Origin of the sequence: Halalkalibacter oceani, from assembly GCF_023715605.1 — a bacterium.
Classification (GTDB): Bacteria; Bacillota; Bacilli; order Bacillales; family Bacillaceae_D; genus Halalkalibacter; species Halalkalibacter oceani.
Genome location: NZ_JAMBOL010000013.1, coordinates 32,272 through 52,430, shown reverse-complemented (window position 1 = coordinate 52,430; position 20,159 = coordinate 32,272). Strand labels below are relative to the sequence as shown.

At 47.3% G+C, this 20,159-nt stretch carries 17 protein-coding genes; 13 read left to right on the top strand and 4 right to left on the bottom strand.

Going from position 1 to position 20,159, the window contains the following annotated elements; genetic code table 11:
* Positions 1-6: 6 nt before the first annotated feature.
* The 6 genes from dxs (at position 7) to spo0A (ending at position 7,656) form a co-directional block, all read left to right on the top strand.
* Positions 7-1,896: a 1-deoxy-D-xylulose-5-phosphate synthase gene (gene dxs / locus M3202_RS14200; RefSeq protein ID WP_251223990.1), complete on the top strand. Its 1,890-nt coding sequence runs from the start codon at positions 7-9 to the stop codon at positions 1,894-1,896.
* A 5-nt stretch (positions 1,897-1,901) separates the two neighbouring features.
* Positions 1,902-2,720, top strand: a complete 819-nt coding sequence (locus M3202_RS14195) for a TlyA family RNA methyltransferase (RefSeq protein ID WP_251223989.1) — start codon at positions 1,902-1,904, stop codon at positions 2,718-2,720.
* A gap of 313 nt (positions 2,721-3,033) precedes the next feature.
* Positions 3,034-3,483, top strand: a complete 450-nt coding sequence (gene ahrC / locus M3202_RS14190) for a transcriptional regulator AhrC/ArgR (RefSeq protein WP_251195463.1) — start codon at positions 3,034-3,036, stop codon at positions 3,481-3,483.
* A 13-nt stretch (positions 3,484-3,496) separates the two neighbouring features.
* Positions 3,497-5,218 (top strand): DNA repair protein RecN, encoded by a 1,722-nt coding sequence (gene recN / locus M3202_RS14185; protein ID WP_251223988.1) that lies wholly within the window; start codon positions 3,497-3,499, stop codon positions 5,216-5,218.
* A 123-nt stretch (positions 5,219-5,341) separates the two neighbouring features.
* Positions 5,342-6,619 carry a SpoIVB peptidase gene (spoIVB, locus tag M3202_RS14180; protein ID WP_251223987.1) on the top strand — a complete coding sequence of 426 codons (1,278 nt, stop codon included), beginning with the start codon at positions 5,342-5,344 and terminating at the stop codon, positions 6,617-6,619.
* Between the two features lie 230 nt (positions 6,620-6,849).
* Entirely contained in the window at positions 6,850-7,656 is an 807-nt protein-coding gene (gene spo0A / locus M3202_RS14175; RefSeq protein ID WP_251223986.1) for a sporulation transcription factor Spo0A, read from the top strand.
* A 659-nt stretch (positions 7,657-8,315) separates the two neighbouring features.
* On the opposite strand, the gene M3202_RS14170 is transcribed toward spo0A, so the two are convergent.
* From M3202_RS14170 to M3202_RS14160, 3 genes are all read right to left on the bottom strand, one after another.
* Positions 8,316-9,338, bottom strand: coding sequence for a DctP family TRAP transporter solute-binding subunit (locus tag M3202_RS14170; RefSeq protein WP_251223985.1), 1,023 nt, complete (start codon positions 9,336-9,338; stop codon positions 8,316-8,318).
* A 63-nt stretch (positions 9,339-9,401) separates the two neighbouring features.
* Complete coding sequence (locus M3202_RS14165; protein WP_251223984.1) at positions 9,402-10,667, bottom strand: TRAP transporter large permease; 1,266 nt, start codon at positions 10,665-10,667, stop codon at positions 9,402-9,404.
* Positions 10,668-10,680: 13 nt separating this feature from the next.
* Positions 10,681-11,163, bottom strand: a complete 483-nt coding sequence (locus tag M3202_RS14160; protein WP_251223983.1) for a TRAP transporter small permease — start codon at positions 11,161-11,163, stop codon at positions 10,681-10,683.
* A 225-nt stretch (positions 11,164-11,388) separates the two neighbouring features.
* On the opposite strand from M3202_RS14160, the gene M3202_RS14155 reads away from it, so the two are divergent.
* The 4 genes from M3202_RS14155 to M3202_RS14140 all read left to right on the top strand — a co-directional run bounded on the left by M3202_RS14155 (position 11,389) and on the right by M3202_RS14140 (position 14,840).
* Positions 11,389-12,045 carry a cyclase family protein gene (locus M3202_RS14155; RefSeq protein ID WP_251223982.1) on the top strand — a complete coding sequence of 219 codons (657 nt, stop codon included), beginning with the start codon at positions 11,389-11,391 and terminating at the stop codon, positions 12,043-12,045.
* A gap of 218 nt (positions 12,046-12,263) precedes the next feature.
* Positions 12,264-13,388, top strand: a complete 1,125-nt coding sequence (gene steA / locus M3202_RS14150; protein WP_251223981.1) for a putative cytokinetic ring protein SteA — start codon at positions 12,264-12,266, stop codon at positions 13,386-13,388.
* A complete protein-coding gene (locus M3202_RS14145; RefSeq protein ID WP_251223980.1) occupies positions 13,381-14,043 on the top strand; it encodes a glycosyltransferase family 2 protein in 663 nt (220 codons plus the stop codon). Before steA ends, M3202_RS14145 begins: the two co-directional genes overlap by 8 nt.
* A gap of 2 nt (positions 14,044-14,045) precedes the next feature.
* Positions 14,046-14,840: a hypothetical protein gene (locus M3202_RS14140; protein WP_251223979.1), complete on the top strand. Its 795-nt coding sequence runs from the start codon at positions 14,046-14,048 to the stop codon at positions 14,838-14,840.
* 75 nt (positions 14,841-14,915) lie between these two features.
* Here M3202_RS14140 and M3202_RS14135 read toward each other — a convergent pair whose 3' ends face one another.
* Positions 14,916-15,158 carry a DUF2627 domain-containing protein gene (locus M3202_RS14135; RefSeq protein WP_251223978.1) on the bottom strand — a complete coding sequence of 81 codons (243 nt, stop codon included), beginning with the start codon at positions 15,156-15,158 and terminating at the stop codon, positions 14,916-14,918.
* Between the two features lie 253 nt (positions 15,159-15,411).
* On the opposite strand from M3202_RS14135, the gene M3202_RS14130 reads away from it, so the two are divergent.
* The 3 genes from M3202_RS14130 to lpdA all read left to right on the top strand — a co-directional run bounded on the left by M3202_RS14130 (position 15,412) and on the right by lpdA (position 20,158).
* On the top strand, positions 15,412-17,457 hold the full coding sequence (locus M3202_RS14130; RefSeq protein ID WP_251223977.1) for a sigma 54-interacting transcriptional regulator: 2,046 nt from the start codon (positions 15,412-15,414) through the stop codon (positions 17,455-17,457).
* Positions 17,458-17,620: 163 nt separating this feature from the next.
* Positions 17,621-18,718 carry a branched-chain amino acid dehydrogenase gene (gene bcd / locus M3202_RS14125; RefSeq protein WP_251223976.1) on the top strand — a complete coding sequence of 366 codons (1,098 nt, stop codon included), beginning with the start codon at positions 17,621-17,623 and terminating at the stop codon, positions 18,716-18,718.
* An 18-nt stretch (positions 18,719-18,736) separates the two neighbouring features.
* Positions 18,737-20,158 carry a dihydrolipoyl dehydrogenase gene (gene lpdA, locus M3202_RS14120; RefSeq protein WP_251223975.1) on the top strand — a complete coding sequence of 474 codons (1,422 nt, stop codon included), beginning with the start codon at positions 18,737-18,739 and terminating at the stop codon, positions 20,156-20,158.
* The last annotated feature ends 1 nt before the right edge of the window (position 20,159 follow it).

Genomic DNA, 20,159 nt, shown 5'->3' with positions numbered 1-20,159 from the left:
TCTCACGTGAAGCTAGAGGATTGGAAAGACCCAAGCGAGCTGAAGAACTATTCGAAGAAGCAATTGGAGGAGCTCGGTGAGGAAATACGCCATTTCCTTATTGAAAAGCTCTCCGTCACTGGCGGTCATCTCGGTCCTAATTTAGGAGTCGTGGAACTAACCTTGATTCTACATCAGCTGTTTGACAGTCCAAAGGATAAATTCATTTGGGATGTCGGACATCAGGCTTATGTTCACAAAATCTTAACAGGACGGGCTGACCAGTTTGACAAGCTTCGCCAATATAAAGGATTGTGCGGCTTTCCAAAGCGCAACGAAAGCGAGCATGATGTGTGGGAAACGGGGCACAGCTCAACATCGCTTTCCGCGGCAATGGGGATGGCGACAGCGCGTGATTTAAAAGGAACGGACGACCATGTTGTCGCGATTATCGGCGATGGCGCGCTGACCGGCGGAATGGCATTAGAGGCGCTCAACCATATCGGCCATGAACAGACGAATTTAATTGTTGTCTTGAATGATAACGAAATGTCGATTGCGCCGAATGTCGGGGCGTTGCATAACGTTCTCGGACGGCTGCGCACGGCCGGAAAATATAAAAAGGCGAAAGAAGAGCTTGAGCAATTAATCAAGAAAATCCCGGCTTTTGGCGGTAAGATTGCTTCGACGGCTGAACGCGTGAAGGACAGCCTGAAATACTTGCTCGTTTCCGGTATTTTCTTTGAAGAACTTGGCTTTACTTATTTAGGGCCGGTTGATGGACATGATCTTGACGACCTGGCGGAGAACCTGACCTTTGCGAAGAAGACGAAGGGACCAGTACTCGTCCATGTTCTGACGAAAAAAGGAAAAGGCTACGAACCGGCGGAGAATGATGCGAAAGGGACATGGCATGGTCTCGGGCCGTACAAAATTGAATCAGGGGAAGTTGTGAAAAAGCCTGGGCCGCCGAGCTACAGTGGTGTTTTTGCTGAAACGCTCAAGAAAATTGCCCGCGAGGACAAGCGGATTGTCGCCCTAACAGCAGCGATGCCTGGCGGGACAAAGCTGGACGTTTTTGCGAAGGAGTTCCCGGAGCGGATGTTTGATGTCGGGATTGCCGAACAGCATGCGACGACGATGGCCGGTGGATTGGCAACGCAAGGGATGAAGCCTGTCTTTGCTGTTTATTCGACATTTCTGCAGCGCGGCTATGACCAGCTTGTCCACGATGTATGCCGGCAAAATTTGAACGTCGTCTTTGCGATTGACCGCGCTGGTTTGGTCGGAGCTGATGGAGAGACGCATCAGGGTGTCTTTGATATCGCTTATCTCCGTCATTTGCCAAATATGAAAATTTTAATGCCGAAGGATGAAAACGAGCTTCAGCATATGATTTTCACCGCAACGCAATATGACGATGGCCCGATCGCCGTCCGCTACCCGCGCGGGAACGGCTATGGCGTTAAGATGGATGAAGAGCTGCAACGGCTGCCGATTGGCAAATGGGAGCAGCTTGAGGAAGGAACGGATGCCTGCATTTTGACATTTGGTACGATGCTGCCGGTCGCCGAGGAAGCGATTGCCCAGCTGCGGGCGCAAGGCTATTCGATTCGTCTCGTCAACGCCAATTCAGCAAAGCCGCTTGATGAAGACCTGCTTCATAGTCTCGCGAAGGAACAAATTCCCGTGCTGACGGTTGAAGAAGCTGCATTACAAGGCGGTTTCGGCAGCGCCGTACTCGAATTTTTCCACGATCATAATTATCATCATATGGAAGTGAAGCGGATGGGGATCCCGGATCAATTTATCGAGCACGGCAACGTCTCCCAACTGTTGGAGGAGATCGGCTTAACCTCAGCGGCGATTACTGAGCAGATGCGCTCGATGCTTCCGCAAAAAAGACAGAGGGCGTAAGGGCGATGGCGAAGAAAGAACGAATTGATGTACTGCTTGTGGAACGGGGGCTGGCAGAGACACGCGAAAAGGCGAAGCGCTCGATTATGGCTGGACTCGTTTTTACAGGAACAGAGAGAATAGACAAGCCGGGGTTGAAGGTGGAGCGTGATCTCCCGCTGGAGATTAAAGGAAATCCGCTGCCCTATGTCAGCCGTGGTGGCTTGAAGCTTGAAAAAGCGCTGCAGCAGTTTGATTTGGACCTTGCTGATAAAGTCGTCCTTGACATCGGCGCTTCGACCGGCGGATTTACCGATTGTTCGTTGCAAAATGGAGCGGCAACGGTGTATGCGCTCGATGTCGGCTATAACCAGCTCGCCTGGAAATTGAGGCAGGATGAGCGGGTCGTCGTCATGGAACGGACGAATTTCCGTTATGTCAAACCTGCTGATTTTGTTAACGGCTTACCGCAGTTTGCGACGATTGATGTGTCCTTTATTTCCCTCAAGCTGATTTTGCCAGTGCTAAAGACGATTCTTGTCGAAGGCGGCGATGTCCTTGCACTTGTAAAGCCACAGTTTGAAGCGGGGCGGGAGCAGGTTGGCAAAAAGGGGATCGTTCGTGATAAGAAGGTCCATCTTGACGTTCTTGAACACATCTCCGGCTTCGCTCTTCAGGAAGGCTTCGATGTGTGCGCCCTAAGCTATTCCCCGATTACAGGAGGCGAGGGAAACATTGAGTTTCTGATGCATTTGCGCTTGCGTCAGCGGGATGGTGAAGGACGACTGCTCGAAAAGACGTCGTTTGCCGAGCTGGTTGAGCAGGCTCACCGGGAATTAACATGAGGACAAGGCTTTCTTGAAAGTGAAGCAATCATTTCAAGAAAGCCTTTTTTTAGGGCTTGATCGACACAGCTCCATATGGGTCTTTTTAGAAAATAGAAACATTTTTGCACTAATTCAAGGGAGGCGGCTGCTTCGTAAGTTACGCGAATGGCTGAAAAAAGCCCGTTTTCAGCCGCTCTTTAAAGATTGTCACAGCTCCGCACGCCGCTTCTAAAAAAAACGCGTAGCGGTTTTCTTATTTTTCGTAGTTGTATTAGGAAACGAATATGTAGATAATAGTAGGTAAGATAAGGGAGGAATGGGTGGAAAGGTTATGAATAAGGGACAACGACATATTAAAATTCGCGAAATTATTTCCAATCATGAAGTGGAAACACAGGACGAGCTTGTTGAGCAGCTGCGACGCTCCGGCTATAATGTCACACAAGCGACTGTTTCACGGGATATTAAAGAGCTTCATTTAGTGAAAGTGCCAATGCTCGACGGCCGTTACAAATACAGTCTGCCGGCCGACCAGCGCTTTAATCCATTGCAAAAATTAAAGCGGGCGTTAATGGACAGCTTTGTCAGCATTGACTGTGCAGAAAATCTTGTCGTGATCAAAACGCTCCCAGGAAACGGGAATGCGATTGCAGTCTTAATTGACAACCTCGATTGGGAGGACGTCATCGGGACAATATGCGGCGATGATACGATTTTGATTATTTGCCGCACGAAGGAAGCAGGTCCGAAAATAACGGACCGTTTTTTAGAGATGCTATAAAGGTGGAGGGTATATGCTAATCGAATTATCGATCAAACATTTCGCGATTATCGAAGAGCTGACAATTCCATTTGAGAAAGGGTTAACTGTTCTAACCGGGGAGACCGGAGCCGGAAAATCGATTATTATTGACGCGATTGGTCTTTTATTAGGCGGCCGGGGCTCGGCTGAATATGTCAGATATGGTGAAAAACGGGCTGAAATCGAGGGGCTGTTTATCGTCGAGGACGCTCATCCGGTGATGAAAAAGGCGGAAGAGCTCGGGATTGACGGGCGCGACTCGATGTTTATTTTACGGCGTGATATTACGTCGCAAGGAAAAAGCATTTGCCGGATTAACGGCAAGCTCGTTACGATCGCCGTCCTGCGGGAAATTGGACAGGCTCTCGTCGATATTCACGGCCAGCACGAGCATCAATCATTGCTCCAGGCTGAGCAGCATCTCGGGATGCTTGACGGCTTTGCCTATCAGGAGCTGCGCCAGACGCAGCTTGAATACCAGGCGCTTTACCGTCGGGCAATGCAGCTCCAGAAGCAGGTGCGCAGCTTAAGCGAAAATGAACAGGAAATGGCGCAAAAGATCGACTTATTCAAATACCAGCTTGAGGAAATTGAAAAAGCCGGGCTTAAGCCGAATGAAGATGTGGAACTGAGTGAGGAGCGTCATAAGCTGTCTCATCTTGAACGGCTGTTCTCCCTATTGGAGAACAGCTACCGCAGTCTGTACGGTGAAGGAAGCGGGCTCGACTTTCTAAGCAATACCGTTGCCCATCTGGAGGAAGCAGCGACGATTGACAAAGAGCTGAAGGACGTTCAGGAAACCGTCAGCAACAGTTATTACCTGCTTGAGGAGGCGGCCTTTTCGCTGAGGGATTATATAGAACAAATCGAGTTCGATCCTAACCGGCTTGAATACATTGAAAGCCGGCTTCATGAGATTCAGCAGCTGAAGCGGAAGTACGGCTCGACCGTTGATGACATTTTAGAATATGCCGCTAAAATTGAAGAAGAGCTTGACTCGATTATTCATAAGGATGACCGCCTGATCAAGCTGCAGGAGCAGCTGCAGACGATCTGGAATGATTTATATGTCGAGGCTAACGCGTTACGGACGATTCGAAAGGAAGCGGCCCTTGCCTTAACGGAGGCCATTCATCATGAATTGCGCTCGCTTTACATGGAGAAGACATCCTTTGCCGTCCAAATCGAGCAGCTTGAAAGCAGTAAACATACAGCTGTCATTCAGGGCGAGGAAATGGCTTTTGGCCCGGATGGAGCGGATTCGGTTGAATTTTATCTTTCGACGAACCCGGGAGAGCCAATGAAGCCATTGGCGAAAATTGCTTCCGGCGGCGAAATTTCCAGAATTATGCTTGCGTTGAAATCGATTTTCTCCGACCAGCAGGGCATTACGTCGGTTATTTTTGATGAGGTCGATACAGGCGTAAGCGGTCGTGTCGCCCAGGCGATTGCCGAAAAAATTCACGGCATTTCAAGCGGCTCGCAAGTCCTTTGCATTACGCATCTGCCGCAGGTCGCTGCAATGGCTGATACGCATTTGTTCATTGAAAAGCATGAAACAAACCAAAGAGTCGTGACGTCTGTGACGCCATTAACGAAAGACGAGCAGGTTGAAGAAATCGCCAGAATGATTTCCGGCGTGGAAGTGACGGAGCTGACGAGAGAGCATGCCAGAGAGCTGCTGGAATTAGCGGGTCAGCATAAGCAAGTTTGAAAAGCTAGCCAATAGTGGTTAGCTTTTTTCTGTCGCCGCAGTTATAAATGTAACGCTGCAAGGCAACATTAGTATTACAGCCAATTATGGAGGTGTGGGCAAGGAGCTAGGAGAGTGAAGTGAGTGAAAGGTGAAGTGGTAAGAAAGACAATAGGTGTAATCCTTCTAACGGTTGTCGTAGGCTTGGGCTTCTCCGCCGGAGTACGTGAGTGGATCAGCATTCCAACCAGCATGGTTGTGTTTGAAGGGGATGACAGCCCGATTACAGACGCTGTCGAGTCATTTGAAGCTGTCACTGCAGCTACTATGGCGGAAACGAATGTGAATCCGGATGGCAACAACGCCGGATTCGACAAGCAGATATCCTTAGAAGTAGCAGGATTTCCAGTTAAAAATATCGATGTCTCGGTTTTGCCAAAAATAGAAGTCATTCCAGGAGGGCAGTCAATCGGGGTAAAGCTGAATACGGAAGGTGTCCTCATTGTTGGTCATCACCTGATCCAAACCGGACAGGACGAGCGTTCACCTGGAGAAGAGGCGGGCATCGAAGTCGGCGATATGATCACAAAAATTGACGATCATCCAATCCAGCGAATGAGCGAGGTTGGGGAATATGTTCAGGCCGCCGGGGAAGCTGGTCGTCATGTAAAGCTCGAAATAAAAAGAGATAAGCAAACGATTCACAAAGAATTAAAGCCGGTTAAGGCGGACGGAGAGCATTTTTACCGGATGGGTCTCTATATTCGGGATTCAGCCGCCGGAGTCGGAACCTTGACATTTTATGAACCTGAATCACAAAAATACGGGGCGCTCGGTCACGTCATTTCTGATGTAGATACTCATCAGCCAATCATTGTTCATGATGGACACATCATCCGTTCCTCAGTGACATCCATTGAAAAGGGCAGCAATGGGGATCCGGGAGAGAAGCTGGCCAGTTTCACCGGGCAGCGTGATATTTTAGGCAATATTGAGAAAAACAGCTCTTTCGGTATTTTTGGGACATTGAAAAAAACGAACTTAAAAAATCATCATCATGATGAAAAAATGCCTGTAGCCTTATCAACGCATGTGAAAGAGGGACCGGCTAAGATTTTGACAGTCGTCAATGGAGAAGATGTGGAAGAATTTGATATTGAAATTGTCAGCTCAGTACCTCAGAAGCAGCCGGCTACAAAAGGAATGGTTATTAAGGTCACTGATCCTAAACTGTTGGAAGAAACAGGCGGAATTGTCCAGGGAATGAGTGGAAGTCCAATTATTCAGGATGGAAAAATAATTGGTGCTGTTACCCACGTATTTGTCAATGATCCAACCTCAGGTTACGGTTGTCATATTAGCTGGATGCTGGAAGAAGCCGGGATCACGGAATTATCTACTGAAAAAGCCAAAGCGAGTTAATCGCTTTGGCTTTTTCAGGCAGCTTTTTATGTTATAATAAAGAAAATTCGACAAAAACGCTTCAGTAACGATTGTCAAATATCGAATGAAGTCGAAAATCGAAGTAAAACGTAGAATTCATTAGGAAATGTGAAAAAAACAAATAAATTCAAATAATTAGAAGGAAATTACATGCCACTGTCGAATTCGTACACTATGCCATATCATAGGGAAACAAGGAGGACTTTTTTGTGCAAAAAGTAAATGTTTGTATAGCGGACGATAATCGGGAGTTAGTAAATTTATTGAATGAATACATTTCGGCTCAAAATGACATGCAAGTCATTGGAACAGCATTTAACGGGCAGGAATGCCTGAGCTTAATTGAGGAGAAAGAGCCTGATGTCTTAATTTTGGATATTATTATGCCTCATTTAGACGGTTTGGCCGTTTTAGAAAGAATGGGACAAATGAAAATGAGCAAAAAACCGAATATTATTATGCTGACGGCATTTGGTCAGGAGGATGTCACAAAGCGGGCTGTTGACTTGGGGGCTTCCTATTATGTATTAAAGCCGTTTGATATGGAAGTGCTGATTACGAATATTCGTGACATAAGCGGGCAAAAACGGAGCTTTATCCAAAATCAGCATTCCTCACCTTCCGTCCACGCACAGGTATCAACGGATAACCGTGGCGGTTCCTTTAATTTGGATGCCAGTATTACGAGCATTATTCATGAAATCGGCGTTCCGGCGCACATTAAAGGGTATATGTATTTACGCGAAGCCATTACGATGGTGTATAACAATATTGAATTGCTTGGCTCCATTACAAAAATTCTTTATCCGGATATTGCGAAGAAATTCAACACTACTGCGAGTCGGGTGGAAAGGGCTATTCGGCATGCGATCGAAGTCGCATGGAGCCGTGGAAATATTGACTCGATTTCCAGCCTGTTCGGCTACACGGTAAGCCATTCAAAAGCCAAACCGACAAACAGCGAATTCATTGCGATGGTGGCTGACAAGCTGCGGATTGAACATAAAGTGTCTTAACAGTAATCGATTAGCATCTTCTATTTTAAGGGGACTCTCTATAAATAGGAGGTGCTTTTTGTGTTGGTTAGAGAGAGGGATTTGCAATTGGATAATTTTATGGTGTATTGCGACCCATCTACACATAGTATGGGGGAGGTTTTGTTTATCTAAGCAATTTTGCTATTTTTTAGCGCAGCCTCAATAGCAATAAATTTGCAAGATAACTTTCTCTGTTGAAACAGTTACTTAGGCAATGAGAAGGAAAAAATTTGCTGAGGAGGTTGTTTTTTTTACCTTTTTCCCAGCCTCTCTAAGCAATGAGCGGAACCGCCACGATCTTTTAAAGCCCGTTGTGAGGAAGCTGCTGAAAAAGTGAAAATCGTACTTTTTCAGCAGCTTTTTCGTAATGAGCGTAGCCGTTTCCTGATTTTGAAAGCCTTGCTACGAGTGGGTTTTTCGTAGTAAGGCGCGCAACGCGCGGAGCCATTACTCTTCTTCGAGTTACGGAAAAAGAGGTTTTTCAGTGGCCTCGTTGTGAGTGGGTTTCTCACAACGGGCTTGTGGCGTGTGAAGCCATTGCCAGTAGGTCCAAAGCTAGTTTTGTCTCAAGCTCTTTCAAAAAAACAGCATAACGCGGAAACAGCTCACATTTTTTTAACGCCCTTAGAGAAATGAGGCTATTGCGCGGAACGAATCTCTTCAATAAGTTCATCGCCGTGGCTCTTGATAAATTCATCATAGGCGTCGACAGCAATTTCTGCAAAGGCTTCCACATTCGGATTTTCTTCAACGGTGACTCCGTTCTCTTTCAGTAATTCTATACTGACAGCTTCTTCCTCATCATTTAAATGGCGCTGAAACTCCTTTGCTTCTTCGGCTGCTCTCATCATGCCTTCTCTCTGGCTTTCGTCTAATTTTTCCCATGTTTGCTCACTGATCGCTAACGTCATTGGTGTGTAGACATGAGCCGTTAAACTGATATAGTCTAACACTTCGTATAAATTGGCACTTGTAATGTCACTGAAAGGGTTTTCTGTTCCGTCTACGACGCCTTGCTGTAATGCTGTATATAATTCACTGAAGTCCATCGGTGTCGGCTGGGCACCTAGCAGTTCCCATGTTTTAACTTGGACGGGAGCAGGCAAAGTGCGTAAGACGATTCCTTCAAGGTCGCTCGGCTCTTTTACCGGACGGACGGTGTTGGCTAAATGTCTGAATCCGATCTCCCAGAAATACATCGGTTTAAGGCCCGTTCCTTCAAACATGGCGATCAATTTCTCACCGACGGGTCCATCAACGGAGGCCCTGGCTGCTTCATAGGAATCAAACAAAAACGGAAGCTCAAACACCTGAAGCTCAGGAACAATGCCGGAAAAATAGCTGTTACCAGTCACGACGATGTCTACCGTTCCTTGAGCGACATTGCTGACTAATGTTGTCGGATCTCCCAGCTGATTATCATAAAATACATCGACCTCGACAGTACCGTTCGTATATTCAGCGATTTTCTCGGCCATCAGATCCATCGCCTGACTGGCCGGGTTAGAGGCAGGCAACCCTGAAGACGCAGATAGAGTAATGCTTTCACCGTTACCTGAAGCTGCTTCCTCTTCCGTTGAAGCGCTTTCGGAATCTCCACAGGCGACAAGCAGCATCATGAGCAGTAGGACCAAAGTAAATGGTTTAACGGAACAGTTCATCGACGATACCTCCAAATAAATTTATATTCTCTCCCTCACCTTTCTTTGCCGAAGCAAACATCGTTAATTAAGTAAAACAAGTGATAGCGCTGGGAACAATATAATCAGGATCAGTGAAATGATAGCAGCAAGGAAAAACAAGCCAATTTCAGGAATGATTTTATGAATCGGCCGATTGGCAACACCTGAAACGACAAACAAATTCAGTCCGATTGGCGGAGTGATTAAGCCGATACACATGCTGGCCAAAACGATCACACCGAAGTGAACAGGGTCGACGCCAAACTCAAGCGCGACCGGAGCCAAGATTGGTCCCATGATCAACACCGCCGGAGCAGAATCTAAAAAGCAACCGACTAGTAGTAAAAGAATGGCCGCGGTAAATAAGAAGACCATTTGGTTAGAGCTGATTCCCGTAAAAAATTCAGCAAGCAGCTGCGGCAAGCCTTCTCTCGTAATCACCCAGCTAAAGGCGGCAGAAGTAGCGACAATCGCCATCACACCCGCCGCGAGCAAACCGGACTTATAGAGGACGTTAGGAATTTCAGAAATGGAAAAGCCCTTATAAATGAACAGCCCGACAAGCAGACTATAAAGACAGCCGACGGCGGCGGCTTCAGTCGGAGTGAAGATGCCGCTGTAAATGCCTCCGATCATGATAACCGGCATTAGCAACGCCCAGATCGCTTCTAAAAATGTTTTCCATAACCTGCTGAAGCTAAAGGTAATATCGCTTTTATAGCCTCTTTTTACAGAAATAATAATCGTGAGAATCATAAAACATAAAACCATGATCAGGCCGGGAATCAGCCCCGCCAAAAGTAAATCTCCAACAGACACCCCTACACTCACAGCGTATAAGACGGCCAGAATACTTGGTGGAATTAACGGCCCCACAATAGCTGATGAAGCCTGGAGCGCACTGGAAAAATCGCGGTCATAGCCCGAACGAACCATCGCCGGGATTAAAATGCTTCCCAAGGCGGCCGCGGTAGCAACACCTGATCCGGACATACTTGCAAAAAGCATGCTGGAAACGATCATCACAAGAGCAAGTCCACCAGGGAAAAAACCTACAGCAGCATTAGCAAAATTAATAATCTTATTGGAAATACCACCTGCCTCCATCAAGCCACCGGCAATAATAAAGAAAGGGATAGCCAACAGGGCATACGTATTGACCGTACTAATCATTTGTTGGGAAATCACAATTACCGAAATGTCCATAAATAGGACCATATAAACTAAAGAGGAAAGCCCTAAAGCAATGACGACAGGGACTCGCAGGACTAAAAAAAGAAGGAAAAAAACAAGTATCATTAAGGCCATAAAATATCTCCCTCTAATCGTAAGATGTAAATACACGTCTGAGCGCTGCTAAGATTTTAAAGATGGCAAAAACGGCCCATAAACAACCGCCAATCAGAAGTCCTGCTGTCATGATCCAAACAGGGATTTCCATAGCTGTTGATATTTCGCCTGTGCTCATTTGTCCGCGCATAATGATAAAACTTTGATAAGAAATCATAACGATAAATAGAAAAGTTAACAGGTGCCGCAATAAATCAAGAAGTAACGCAAATTTTCCTTTAGCAAAATCAGTCACTAACGTTAAATCGACCAACTGATCTTTCTTGTAAACGATTGCCGCCCCAATGAATACAATCCAAACAAACATATATCTCAGCAATTCATCGCTCCAGGGAAGGGATTGTTTCAAGATATATCTGTTGAAAACCGCATAATTGGCAAGAAGAACAGTAAACAAAATCGTTAACCCAAAAACATAGTTTTGTGCTTTTTTCAAAAAAGGAATCGTACTCAAAATAAATCACCTACCTTTCATTCTGGAACTTTAAAATCGTCGGTGCGATGACACCCCAGACAGTATAAATCTATAATTATCCATTAAAAAATAGAACAATCTAAATAATTTGAATATTATTGACGGCTTAGTTGAATAATCTTACAATAGTGAAGGTTGTTGTGTATGTTTAGTGATTTTCCTTTTTCTGAACGAGAAAAGAGAAACCATTACAGGAGGTTATCCATGAAAATGATTGATGTCTCTATGACAGCCCGCGATCACTGGCGTTGGAAAGTGACCCATGATATTACAAGTGACTTCGGGGAAGACTCTGATTTTCGCTCATCCCGTGTGCAACTCAGCGCTCATGCCTTTACTCATGTAGATACACCGCTGCACTGCAAGCAAGGTGAGAACACGATGGAGGAAATGGCTGCCGATGCCTACAGCGGGGAAGCGGTAGTGGTAGATCTGTCCTCGAAAAAAGCTGACGAAGCCATTACGGTTGAAGATCTTCAAAATGCCGGTATCAAAGATCATGAAAAAATTATCATTTTAAAAACATGCTGGGATAAAACGTATGGGTATGAGACGCGTGAATTCTGGTCAAAGGCTCCTTATGTGACGATGGAAGCGGCTCAGTGGCTGCTTGAGAAAAAGCCGGAAGCTGTGGCGTTTGATTTTCCGCAGGACTATCCACTGAAGCTGATAGACAGTAAAAACCCTTTTCAAGTGAAAGATATGCCGACGCATGAACTGCTTTTAAAGAACGGCATCCTCTTAATTGAGTATTTGTGCAACCTTTCACAAGTGACGAAGGAACGTGTTCAGTTTATCTGCTTGCCGTTAAAGCTTGAAGGGTTTGAAGGAGCGCCGGCCCGGGCGGTCGTGATTGAGTAAAAAAGCCCGTTGCGAGTGAATGTCTCACAACAGGCTTATGGCGCAGGAAGGAAACTATTCAACGCGCCCGCCTGCCGAAAGCGTGCCTCCCATCCCGGTAGCGAGGTTGAAGAGCCAAACCCTGGAGATCCTTGGGCAACAAGGGTCTTTTTCTTTGAAGCTAATAATTCTGCTGAAACTGCTTATATTATGAACAAACGATGTAAAGAGGGATCACGATGGCAGAAATCATTAAAGGGCCGATTTATGAGCATGAAAAAACAAAAGAATTGCTCCACTATGTTCCACAGCAGACGATTGTTTTTTTATGGCATGAGGATTTAGATGGCGTCGCCGCCGACAGCCTGGTGAAAGCGAACGTAAAAGCGGTTATTAACGGCAAGCCGTCGATGAGTGGAAAGTACCGTCAAAAGCATGTGATGACCTTGCTTGCAGCCGGGATCGCTGTATATGATGTGCTGCAGCAGGAAAAAAGAGCGCTCCCGTTCAATGGAGAAGCGGCGGTGATTATCGGTGATGAGTTGTTTATATCCGTTAATACCCGCCCTGTTTTGGCGGCAAAGCTGCTACGGTACAATGAGCGAATGCTGCAGGAAAAGCTGCGCCAGGCTGAACGACATTTTTCCACCGCTTTTGCCGGGTTTGTGGAAAATACCCTTCACTATGCAGAGAGAGAGAGCGGCTGGTTTCAATCGGCATTTCACTTGCCGCCCGTTCTTCAATCCATTAAGGGGAGGCCTGTTTTCATCGTCGCCCGCAATACGAATTATGAGAAGGATATTCGTGTCGTTCGCTCAAAGTTGCTTAAGAAATCGGCGGTCATTATGGCTGTGGACGGGGCAGCGGATGGTCTGCTGCGACAAGGAATATGTCCGCATTTCATCATCGGCGATATGGATTCAGTAAGCGGTGAGGCATTAACATGTGGGGCGACTCTGCTCTGTCATCAGCATCCTGACGGCCATTCGCCCGGAAAATCCCGTCTCGAGGCATTAGGATTAACAGCCGAGACAATCTGCTTTGTCGGTACAAGTGAAGATGTGGCGATTTCAGCCGCATTCTGGGCCGGAGCAGATCATATGTATTTGATCGGCTGTCGAATCGGAATGATCGAATTTCTGGAAAAAGGACGGGCCGGGATGGGGGCAACCTGGCTGGCGCGCATTCAAGCCGGAGAAAAAATTACAGACTTAAAAGGCATTCATACTCTTTACGGCAAAGCGGAGGGCGTATTTCCGAATTTGTTGCAGGCAAAGCTGCAGACTTATAGCAGAAGCTTGTATCAATTAATTCAGGAACGGTTTAACGAATGGAAAAAGAAGGAGGCTCTTCATCATGATTAAACAATCCTTTATCATTCCTGCCTATAATGAAGAGAGCTACCTTGAAAAGACGCTTCTTGCCATTCAGCGTTTTACGGAACGAGCGGAAATCATAGTCATCGATGACGGCAGTCAGGACAACACAAAACTGATTGCCGAGCGCTATGCAGACAAGCTGATTACTTTTCCAGAAAACATGGGCAAAGGCTTTGCCCTTCAGGCAGGCTGGAAAGAGGCTAGAGGTGACATCATTATTTGTCTTGATGCCGACCTTGGGGAAAGCGCCGAGGAAATCGGAGCGTTGATCGAGGCGTTGGAAAGGGAAGAGGCCGACCTCGTCATTTCAGTCATGAAACCCGGGAAGCGGGCTGGCTTCGGACTGGTAAAACGTAGAGTTCAGGCGATGATTTACCGGAAAACGGGGGTGAAGCTTGCTTCTCCGCTTTCAGGCCAGCGGGTTTTTCGGAGGAAATGGCTCCCTGTTTTGCTGGAAAAGGACTATAAACGTTTTGGCGTGGAGGCGCAGATGACACTCGATTTGCTTCGCGCCGGGGCGACTTGCCAAGAGATGGTGACGCGGATGACGCACCGGGAAATGGGAAAAAATATCCGGGGATTTCTCCATCGGCTGAAGCAATGGCTTGAAATTGAACGACAGCTGCGTGAGGCTCAGTAGCCATGATTATTTTATTACTAACATTGCCGCTCATTGCTTATTTGAGCATGATTGCCTTTCAGTCGATGCAGCTCGCCGTGCGAAATTATCAATGTCAGCTTGTTCCTTACAGTCTCGGTGTCGTGATTTTTTACAGCTATTGCGTTCTCTATTCTTTTCCTCCTTTCCAGGATGAAGTGTTTTCGTTTCAAGCCTTTCTTTTTATTTTTAGTGTCTGGCTGCTTGGCTTTATTGATGATCGTCTTGGAACAAGCTATCCTAAAGGATTAAAAGGCCATCTCGTTTTTGCAAGGGAGCACCGCAAAGTAACGACAGGGCTGTTAAAAGCAGGAGGAACGATCATCGTCGCCCTGCTTTATCTCTGGTCAAAGCAGCCGATGACCTTCATGCAAAATCTGCTGGCGTTTTTTTTACTGACCGGTCTTCCGCATGTGATGAACCTGTTTGACACAAGGCCATTGCGTGTCTGGAAAGTAGCGCTTTGTTTTACCGTTCTTTTATTTTACCTTCTTCCTTTACCTCCGCTGCTATTTGTCGTAACGGTGCTGGCGGTCTTCTATATTTCATTTGTCCTTGAAGGGCATCGGAAAGTGATGCTTGGCGATAATGGGGCAACAGTTACCGGAGCGATTTTCGCTGTTATTTTGATTCATCATAGTGAAGTGTCCGTTCAGTCCGGCGTGCTGCTCTTTGTTTTCGTGATGATGATCCTTGCTGAGAAAATCTCACTCTCGGCCGTGATTGAGCGCTGGACAGTGCTCAAAAGACTCGACCAGCTTGGAGTTTCCAAAAAATAAAAGGGGTTGGGAAAAAGGCTGTTAATCCTTTTGCCCAACCCCTTGTCGAGGGTAAAGCGATGGCTGTGTAAGCAGCTACTTGTTTCTTTTTTGAAACCGGGGGGCGATTTTCCCGTTTTTTCGATCGCGATAAAAAATGAACCCGCCGATAAAGCTGAGCCCTGCAAGAAACAGGACAAATCCTGCTGCGAATTGCAGCGTTAAATTAGGGTAAGGAGAATTGCTGATTTGAAAAATCGTATCTCTCATTTGCTTAATGCCATAGCCGGCGACAATGATCGGAATGATCATAATCATCAATGCGATAAAACGTCCCATCTTCATTCCTCTTTCATGTATGAATTCCATCTCAGTGTGCTTCGCTTGAACGAGATAACTCATAAAAATCAGGTGATAAAAATAAAATTTATGATCCGGAATTTTTCTTGTTTAGTATCAGTTTAGCGGATTTTTTTGCTGATGTACAATCTTAGGAGTTGCATCTTTGTGACATTTGCGTAATAGTGAAGAGAGAGAAATTATTAGCAGCAATTAGGACCCGGTCTTAATTTTTTAGGAGGGGATTCTTTTCATGCAGCGAGCAATGATTGTTGGCGCAGGACGAGGAGGGGTGGCCCTCTTTCAAATGCTGATGAAGATGGAGCATATTCATGTCGCGGCGGTTGTCGACCGTGATCCAGAAGCGCCCGGCCTGGCGCTGGCCCGGCAGCATCAGCTTGTGACCGCGGCGACGTGGCACAACCTGATTGGAGAACAGTTTGATTTTGTTTTTGAAGTGACGGGTGATCCGGATGTTGCTGCATCCTTACAGGCTGATTTTACGGAGCGGACACTTGTCGTTCCGTCAGAACTGTCGCGTTTGTTTTTTTCGCTATTGAGGGAAAAGGATACATTGATCCAGCAATTGAATCAGCAGACCTCTCTGCAGGAAACGATCTTAAATGCGACTCATGACGGGATGATTGCGATTGACCGCAATGAACGGATACTGATCTGTAATCAAGCCGCGGCAAAAATCGTCGGTGTCGACGCGGAGCAAGCAATCGGCCGGCCGATCACTGCCGTCCTTCCGTCAAGCGGATTGCCACGGGTCGTACAGACGATGGAGGTTGAATATAACCGCCGCCAGCAGCTTAGCAATGGGACGGTGATTGTGACGACTCGGGTGCCTTTATTTGAAGGGCGTCACTGTATCGGAGCCCTTGGCGTATTCAAGGATGTCACCGATCTCGTGGCGATGACGGATCAAGTAAGCAATTTGAAAGAAATCCAGACGATGCTTGAAGCAATTATTCAATCTTCGGATGATGCGATCTCGGTCGTTGATGAAAATGGGAACGGCTTAATGATTAATCCGGCTTATACGCGCTTAACCGGTCTTTTGCCGGAGGAGGTGATCGGTCATCCGGCGACAGCGGATATTTCCGAAGGGGAGAGCATGCATTTTCAAGTGCTGAAAACAGGCCAGCCGGTACGGGGAGTCCCTTTGAAGGTTGGTCCGAAAAAAAGAGATGTGATTGTTAACGTAGCGCCGATCATCGTTGATCAAAAGACGCGTGGAAGCGTCGGTGTCATTCACGATGTCTCGGAGCTGAATTCCCTCCATGCCCAGCTGGAAAAAGCGAAACGGCGAATTCGGACACTCGAAGCGAAATATTCCTTTGCTGATATTGTCGGCACGTCAGCTGAAATGCAGCTCGCCATTAATCAGGCGAAGCTGGCAGCGGCGACCCCTGTGACGATTTTGCTGCGCGGGGAATCCGGCACTGGCAAGGAGCTTTTTGCCCATGCGATACATAATCAAAGCGAGAGAAGAAGGCATTCTTTTGTCAGGGTCAACTGTGCGGCCTTATCGGAACAGCTGCTTGAAAGCGAGTTGTTTGGCTATGAAGAAGGAGCGTTTTCGGGGGCGAAACGCGGTGGCAAGCGGGGATTGTTTGAAGAAGCAGATCAAGGCAGCATCTTTCTTGATGAACTCGGTGAGCTGTCAGCGGCGATGCAGGCCAAACTGCTCCGCGTCCTGCAGGAACAGGAAATTGTGCGCGTAGGGGGGACGAAGCCGATTGCGATTGATGTCCGGGTGATTGCTGCGACAAATATGAATGTAGAAAAAGCGGTTGCCGAGCAGCGTTTTCGTGAAGACTTGTACTATCGCATTAATAAAATGCCAATCCATATTCCGCCTTTGCGGGAGCGGATCGAGGATCTGGAGCAGCTTGTCGCCCATTTGCTGGCGAAGCTCAATCACGATTACGGCCGTTTTGTCCAATCTGTCTCGGATGAAGCACTTGCTGAATGGAAGGCTTATCATTGGCCGGGAAATGTCCGGGAGCTTGAGAATGTGCTAGGCAGAACGATGATTTATATGGAACCATCACGGCAAATCATTGAACGGGAGGATCTTCCGCCATTGTATGAGCAGCCGGTGGAAGCGGCCAGACGATTGAAAAGCAAAGCGGATGGCAGCACGCTGGAAGAGAAAATGGCGCAGCATGAAAAGCAAATTATTCTGCACTCCTTAAAGCAGTGTGACGGCAACCGGACGAGGACGGCGAAGGAGCTTGGCATTTCCTTACGAAACTTATATTACAAGCTTCACAAGTATGACCTTGCATAAATGTGCATGCAATTTGTTGCGTGATGTGCAAAATTTTGCATGGTGAGAATGTGAGATTGGAACGAGATATGTGAAGAAATGGCAATTTCCGAAGCGGATAGTAGGTTGGCATAGAACTTGCGTGATGAAAAGCAACAATGGTTCACTTTAAGGAGGAAAAAGCATGAAGCTATTCTCTTATATGGAAAAATATGATTATGAGCAAGTTGTCATTTGTCAGGACCAATTATCCGGATTGAAAGCAATCATTGCCATACATGATACGACGCTCGGCCCGGCGCTCGGAGGTACGCGGATGTGGAACTATCAGAGCGAGGAGGAAGCCTTGGAAGATGCGCTGCGTCTGGCAAAGGGAATGACCTATAAAAATGCCGCTGCGGGCTTGAATCTCGGCGGCGGCAAGACGGTGATCATCGGTGATCCGCGTACTGATAAGAACGAAGAGATGTTTCGCGCTTTTGGCCGTTATATCCAGGGGCTAAATGGACGCTACATTACGGCGGAGGATGTCGGTACGACCGTCGAGGATATGGATACGATTCATGAGGAAACGGACTATGTAACCGGCATCTCACCAGCATTCGGTGCTTCCGGGAATCCATCACCTGTGACAGCGTACGGCGTCTATGTCGGGATGAAGGCCGCGGCGAAGGAGGCGTTTGGCTCTGATCAGCTGAGCGGCAAAACTGTCGCGGTGCAAGGCGTTGGAAATGTCGCCTATCATTTATGCAAGCATCTTCATGAAGAGGGGGCACAGCTGATTGTGACCGATATTAATCGGGAAGCAGTGAAGCGGGCGGTCAACGAGTTTGGTGCAAAGGCAGTGGACATTGATGACATTTATCAAGTCGATTGTGACATTTTTGCCCCCTGCGCCTTAGGAGCCGTAATCAATGATCAAACAATTCCGCAACTGAAAGCAAAAGTCATTGCCGGTGCCGCCAATAATCAGCTTAAAGAAGACCGGCACGGTAATGTGGTCCATGAGATGGGGATTTTATATGTGCCCGACTATGTGATTAATGCCGGCGGGGTGATTAATGTCGCGGATGAATTGAACGGCTATAACCGTGAACGTGCGATGAAAAAAGTTGAAGGTATTTACCAAAATGTTGCGAAAGTATTTGAGATCTCTAACCGCGATGCGATTCCGACGTATCAGGCGGCTGATCGCATGGCTGAAGAGCGGATTGCTCGGCTGAGACGGTCGCGCAGACAATTTTTGCAGCAGGAACACCATATTTTATCAAGACGTGATTAGGAGCAGGAGGGGAAGCAAGTGGCTGAAGAATATGATCTTGTCGTGTTAGGAGCAGGAACGGGAGGCTATGTGGCGGCCATCAGGGCGGCGCAGCACGGTTTGAAAGTCGCTGTTGTCGAAAAAGAAAAACTGGGCGGCACATGTCTCCATAAAGGCTGTATTCCAAGCAAAGCGCTGCTAAGAAGCGCAGAAGTGCTCACAACTGCCAAACGGGCCGGCGAATTTGGCGTGGAAACGGGCGAAGTGACGTTTAATTTTGCGAATGTCCAGAAGCGCAAACAGCAGATTGTCGATCAGCTGTACCGCGGTGTCCAGCACTTGATGAAAAAAGGAAAAATTGCCGTTTACGAAGGGAAAGGGCGGATTTTAGGTCCTTCGATTTTCTCGCCAACCCCGGGGACGATTTCAGTTGAACGGACGGACGGGCAGGAAAATACGATGCTTATCCCGAAAAACGTGATCATCGCAACAGGCTCCGCGCCAAAAATCTTACCAGGACTGGAGCCGGACGGGACGTATGTTCTCACTTCAGATGAGGCGCTCGCGTTGACGGAGCTGCCTTCTTCGATCATCATTGTCGGGGGAGGAGTGATTGGAATGGAGTGGGCCTCCCTCTTGCATGACTTCGGAGTAGAAGTGACCGTCGTCGAATATGCCAAGCAAATATTGCCAACCGAGGATGCTGATATTGCCAACGAAGCGGCGAGATTGATGCAAAAAAAGGGGATTAAGCTTTACACCAACGCGAAAATCATGCCGGAAACCTTGAAAAAGGGCGCGGGCGTTCAAATAAAGGCCGATCATCAAGGAGAGGAAATCAGGCTGACCGCCGACCAGTTGCTTGTCTCAGTCGGACGGGCGGCAAATGTGAATGATCTCGGGCTGGAAAACACCGAAATCGCCGTTGAAAATGGGGGAATTGCCGTCAATGAATGGTATCAAACGAAAGAGTCGCATATTTATGCGATCGGTGATGTCATCGGCGGCCTGCAGCTGGCCCATGTCGCTTCGCATGAAGGAATCATCGCTGTCGATCATCTAGCGGGAAAACAGCCGGAGGCACTGAACTATCAGACCGTTGCTAAATGTATCTACAGCCAGCCTGAAATGGCGAGTGTCGGCTTGACAGAAGCCGAAGCGGTGCGGCAAGGCCACACGATCAAAACAGCGACGTTTCCGTTTAAGGCAATTGGAAAAGCGCTCGTCTACGGCGAAACAGACGGCTTCGCCAAAATGATCGTTGATGCGTCCAATGACGACGTCCTTGGGATTCATATGATCGGGCCGCATGTGACCGATATGATTTCGGAGGCGGCATTGGCGAAGGTGGTCGATGCGTCCCACCTTGAAATCGCCGATATGATTCACCCTCACCCAACGCTTTCTGAAATAGTCGGCGAGGCGGCGCTCGCCGTCGAAGGAAAGGCCATTCATTTATAAA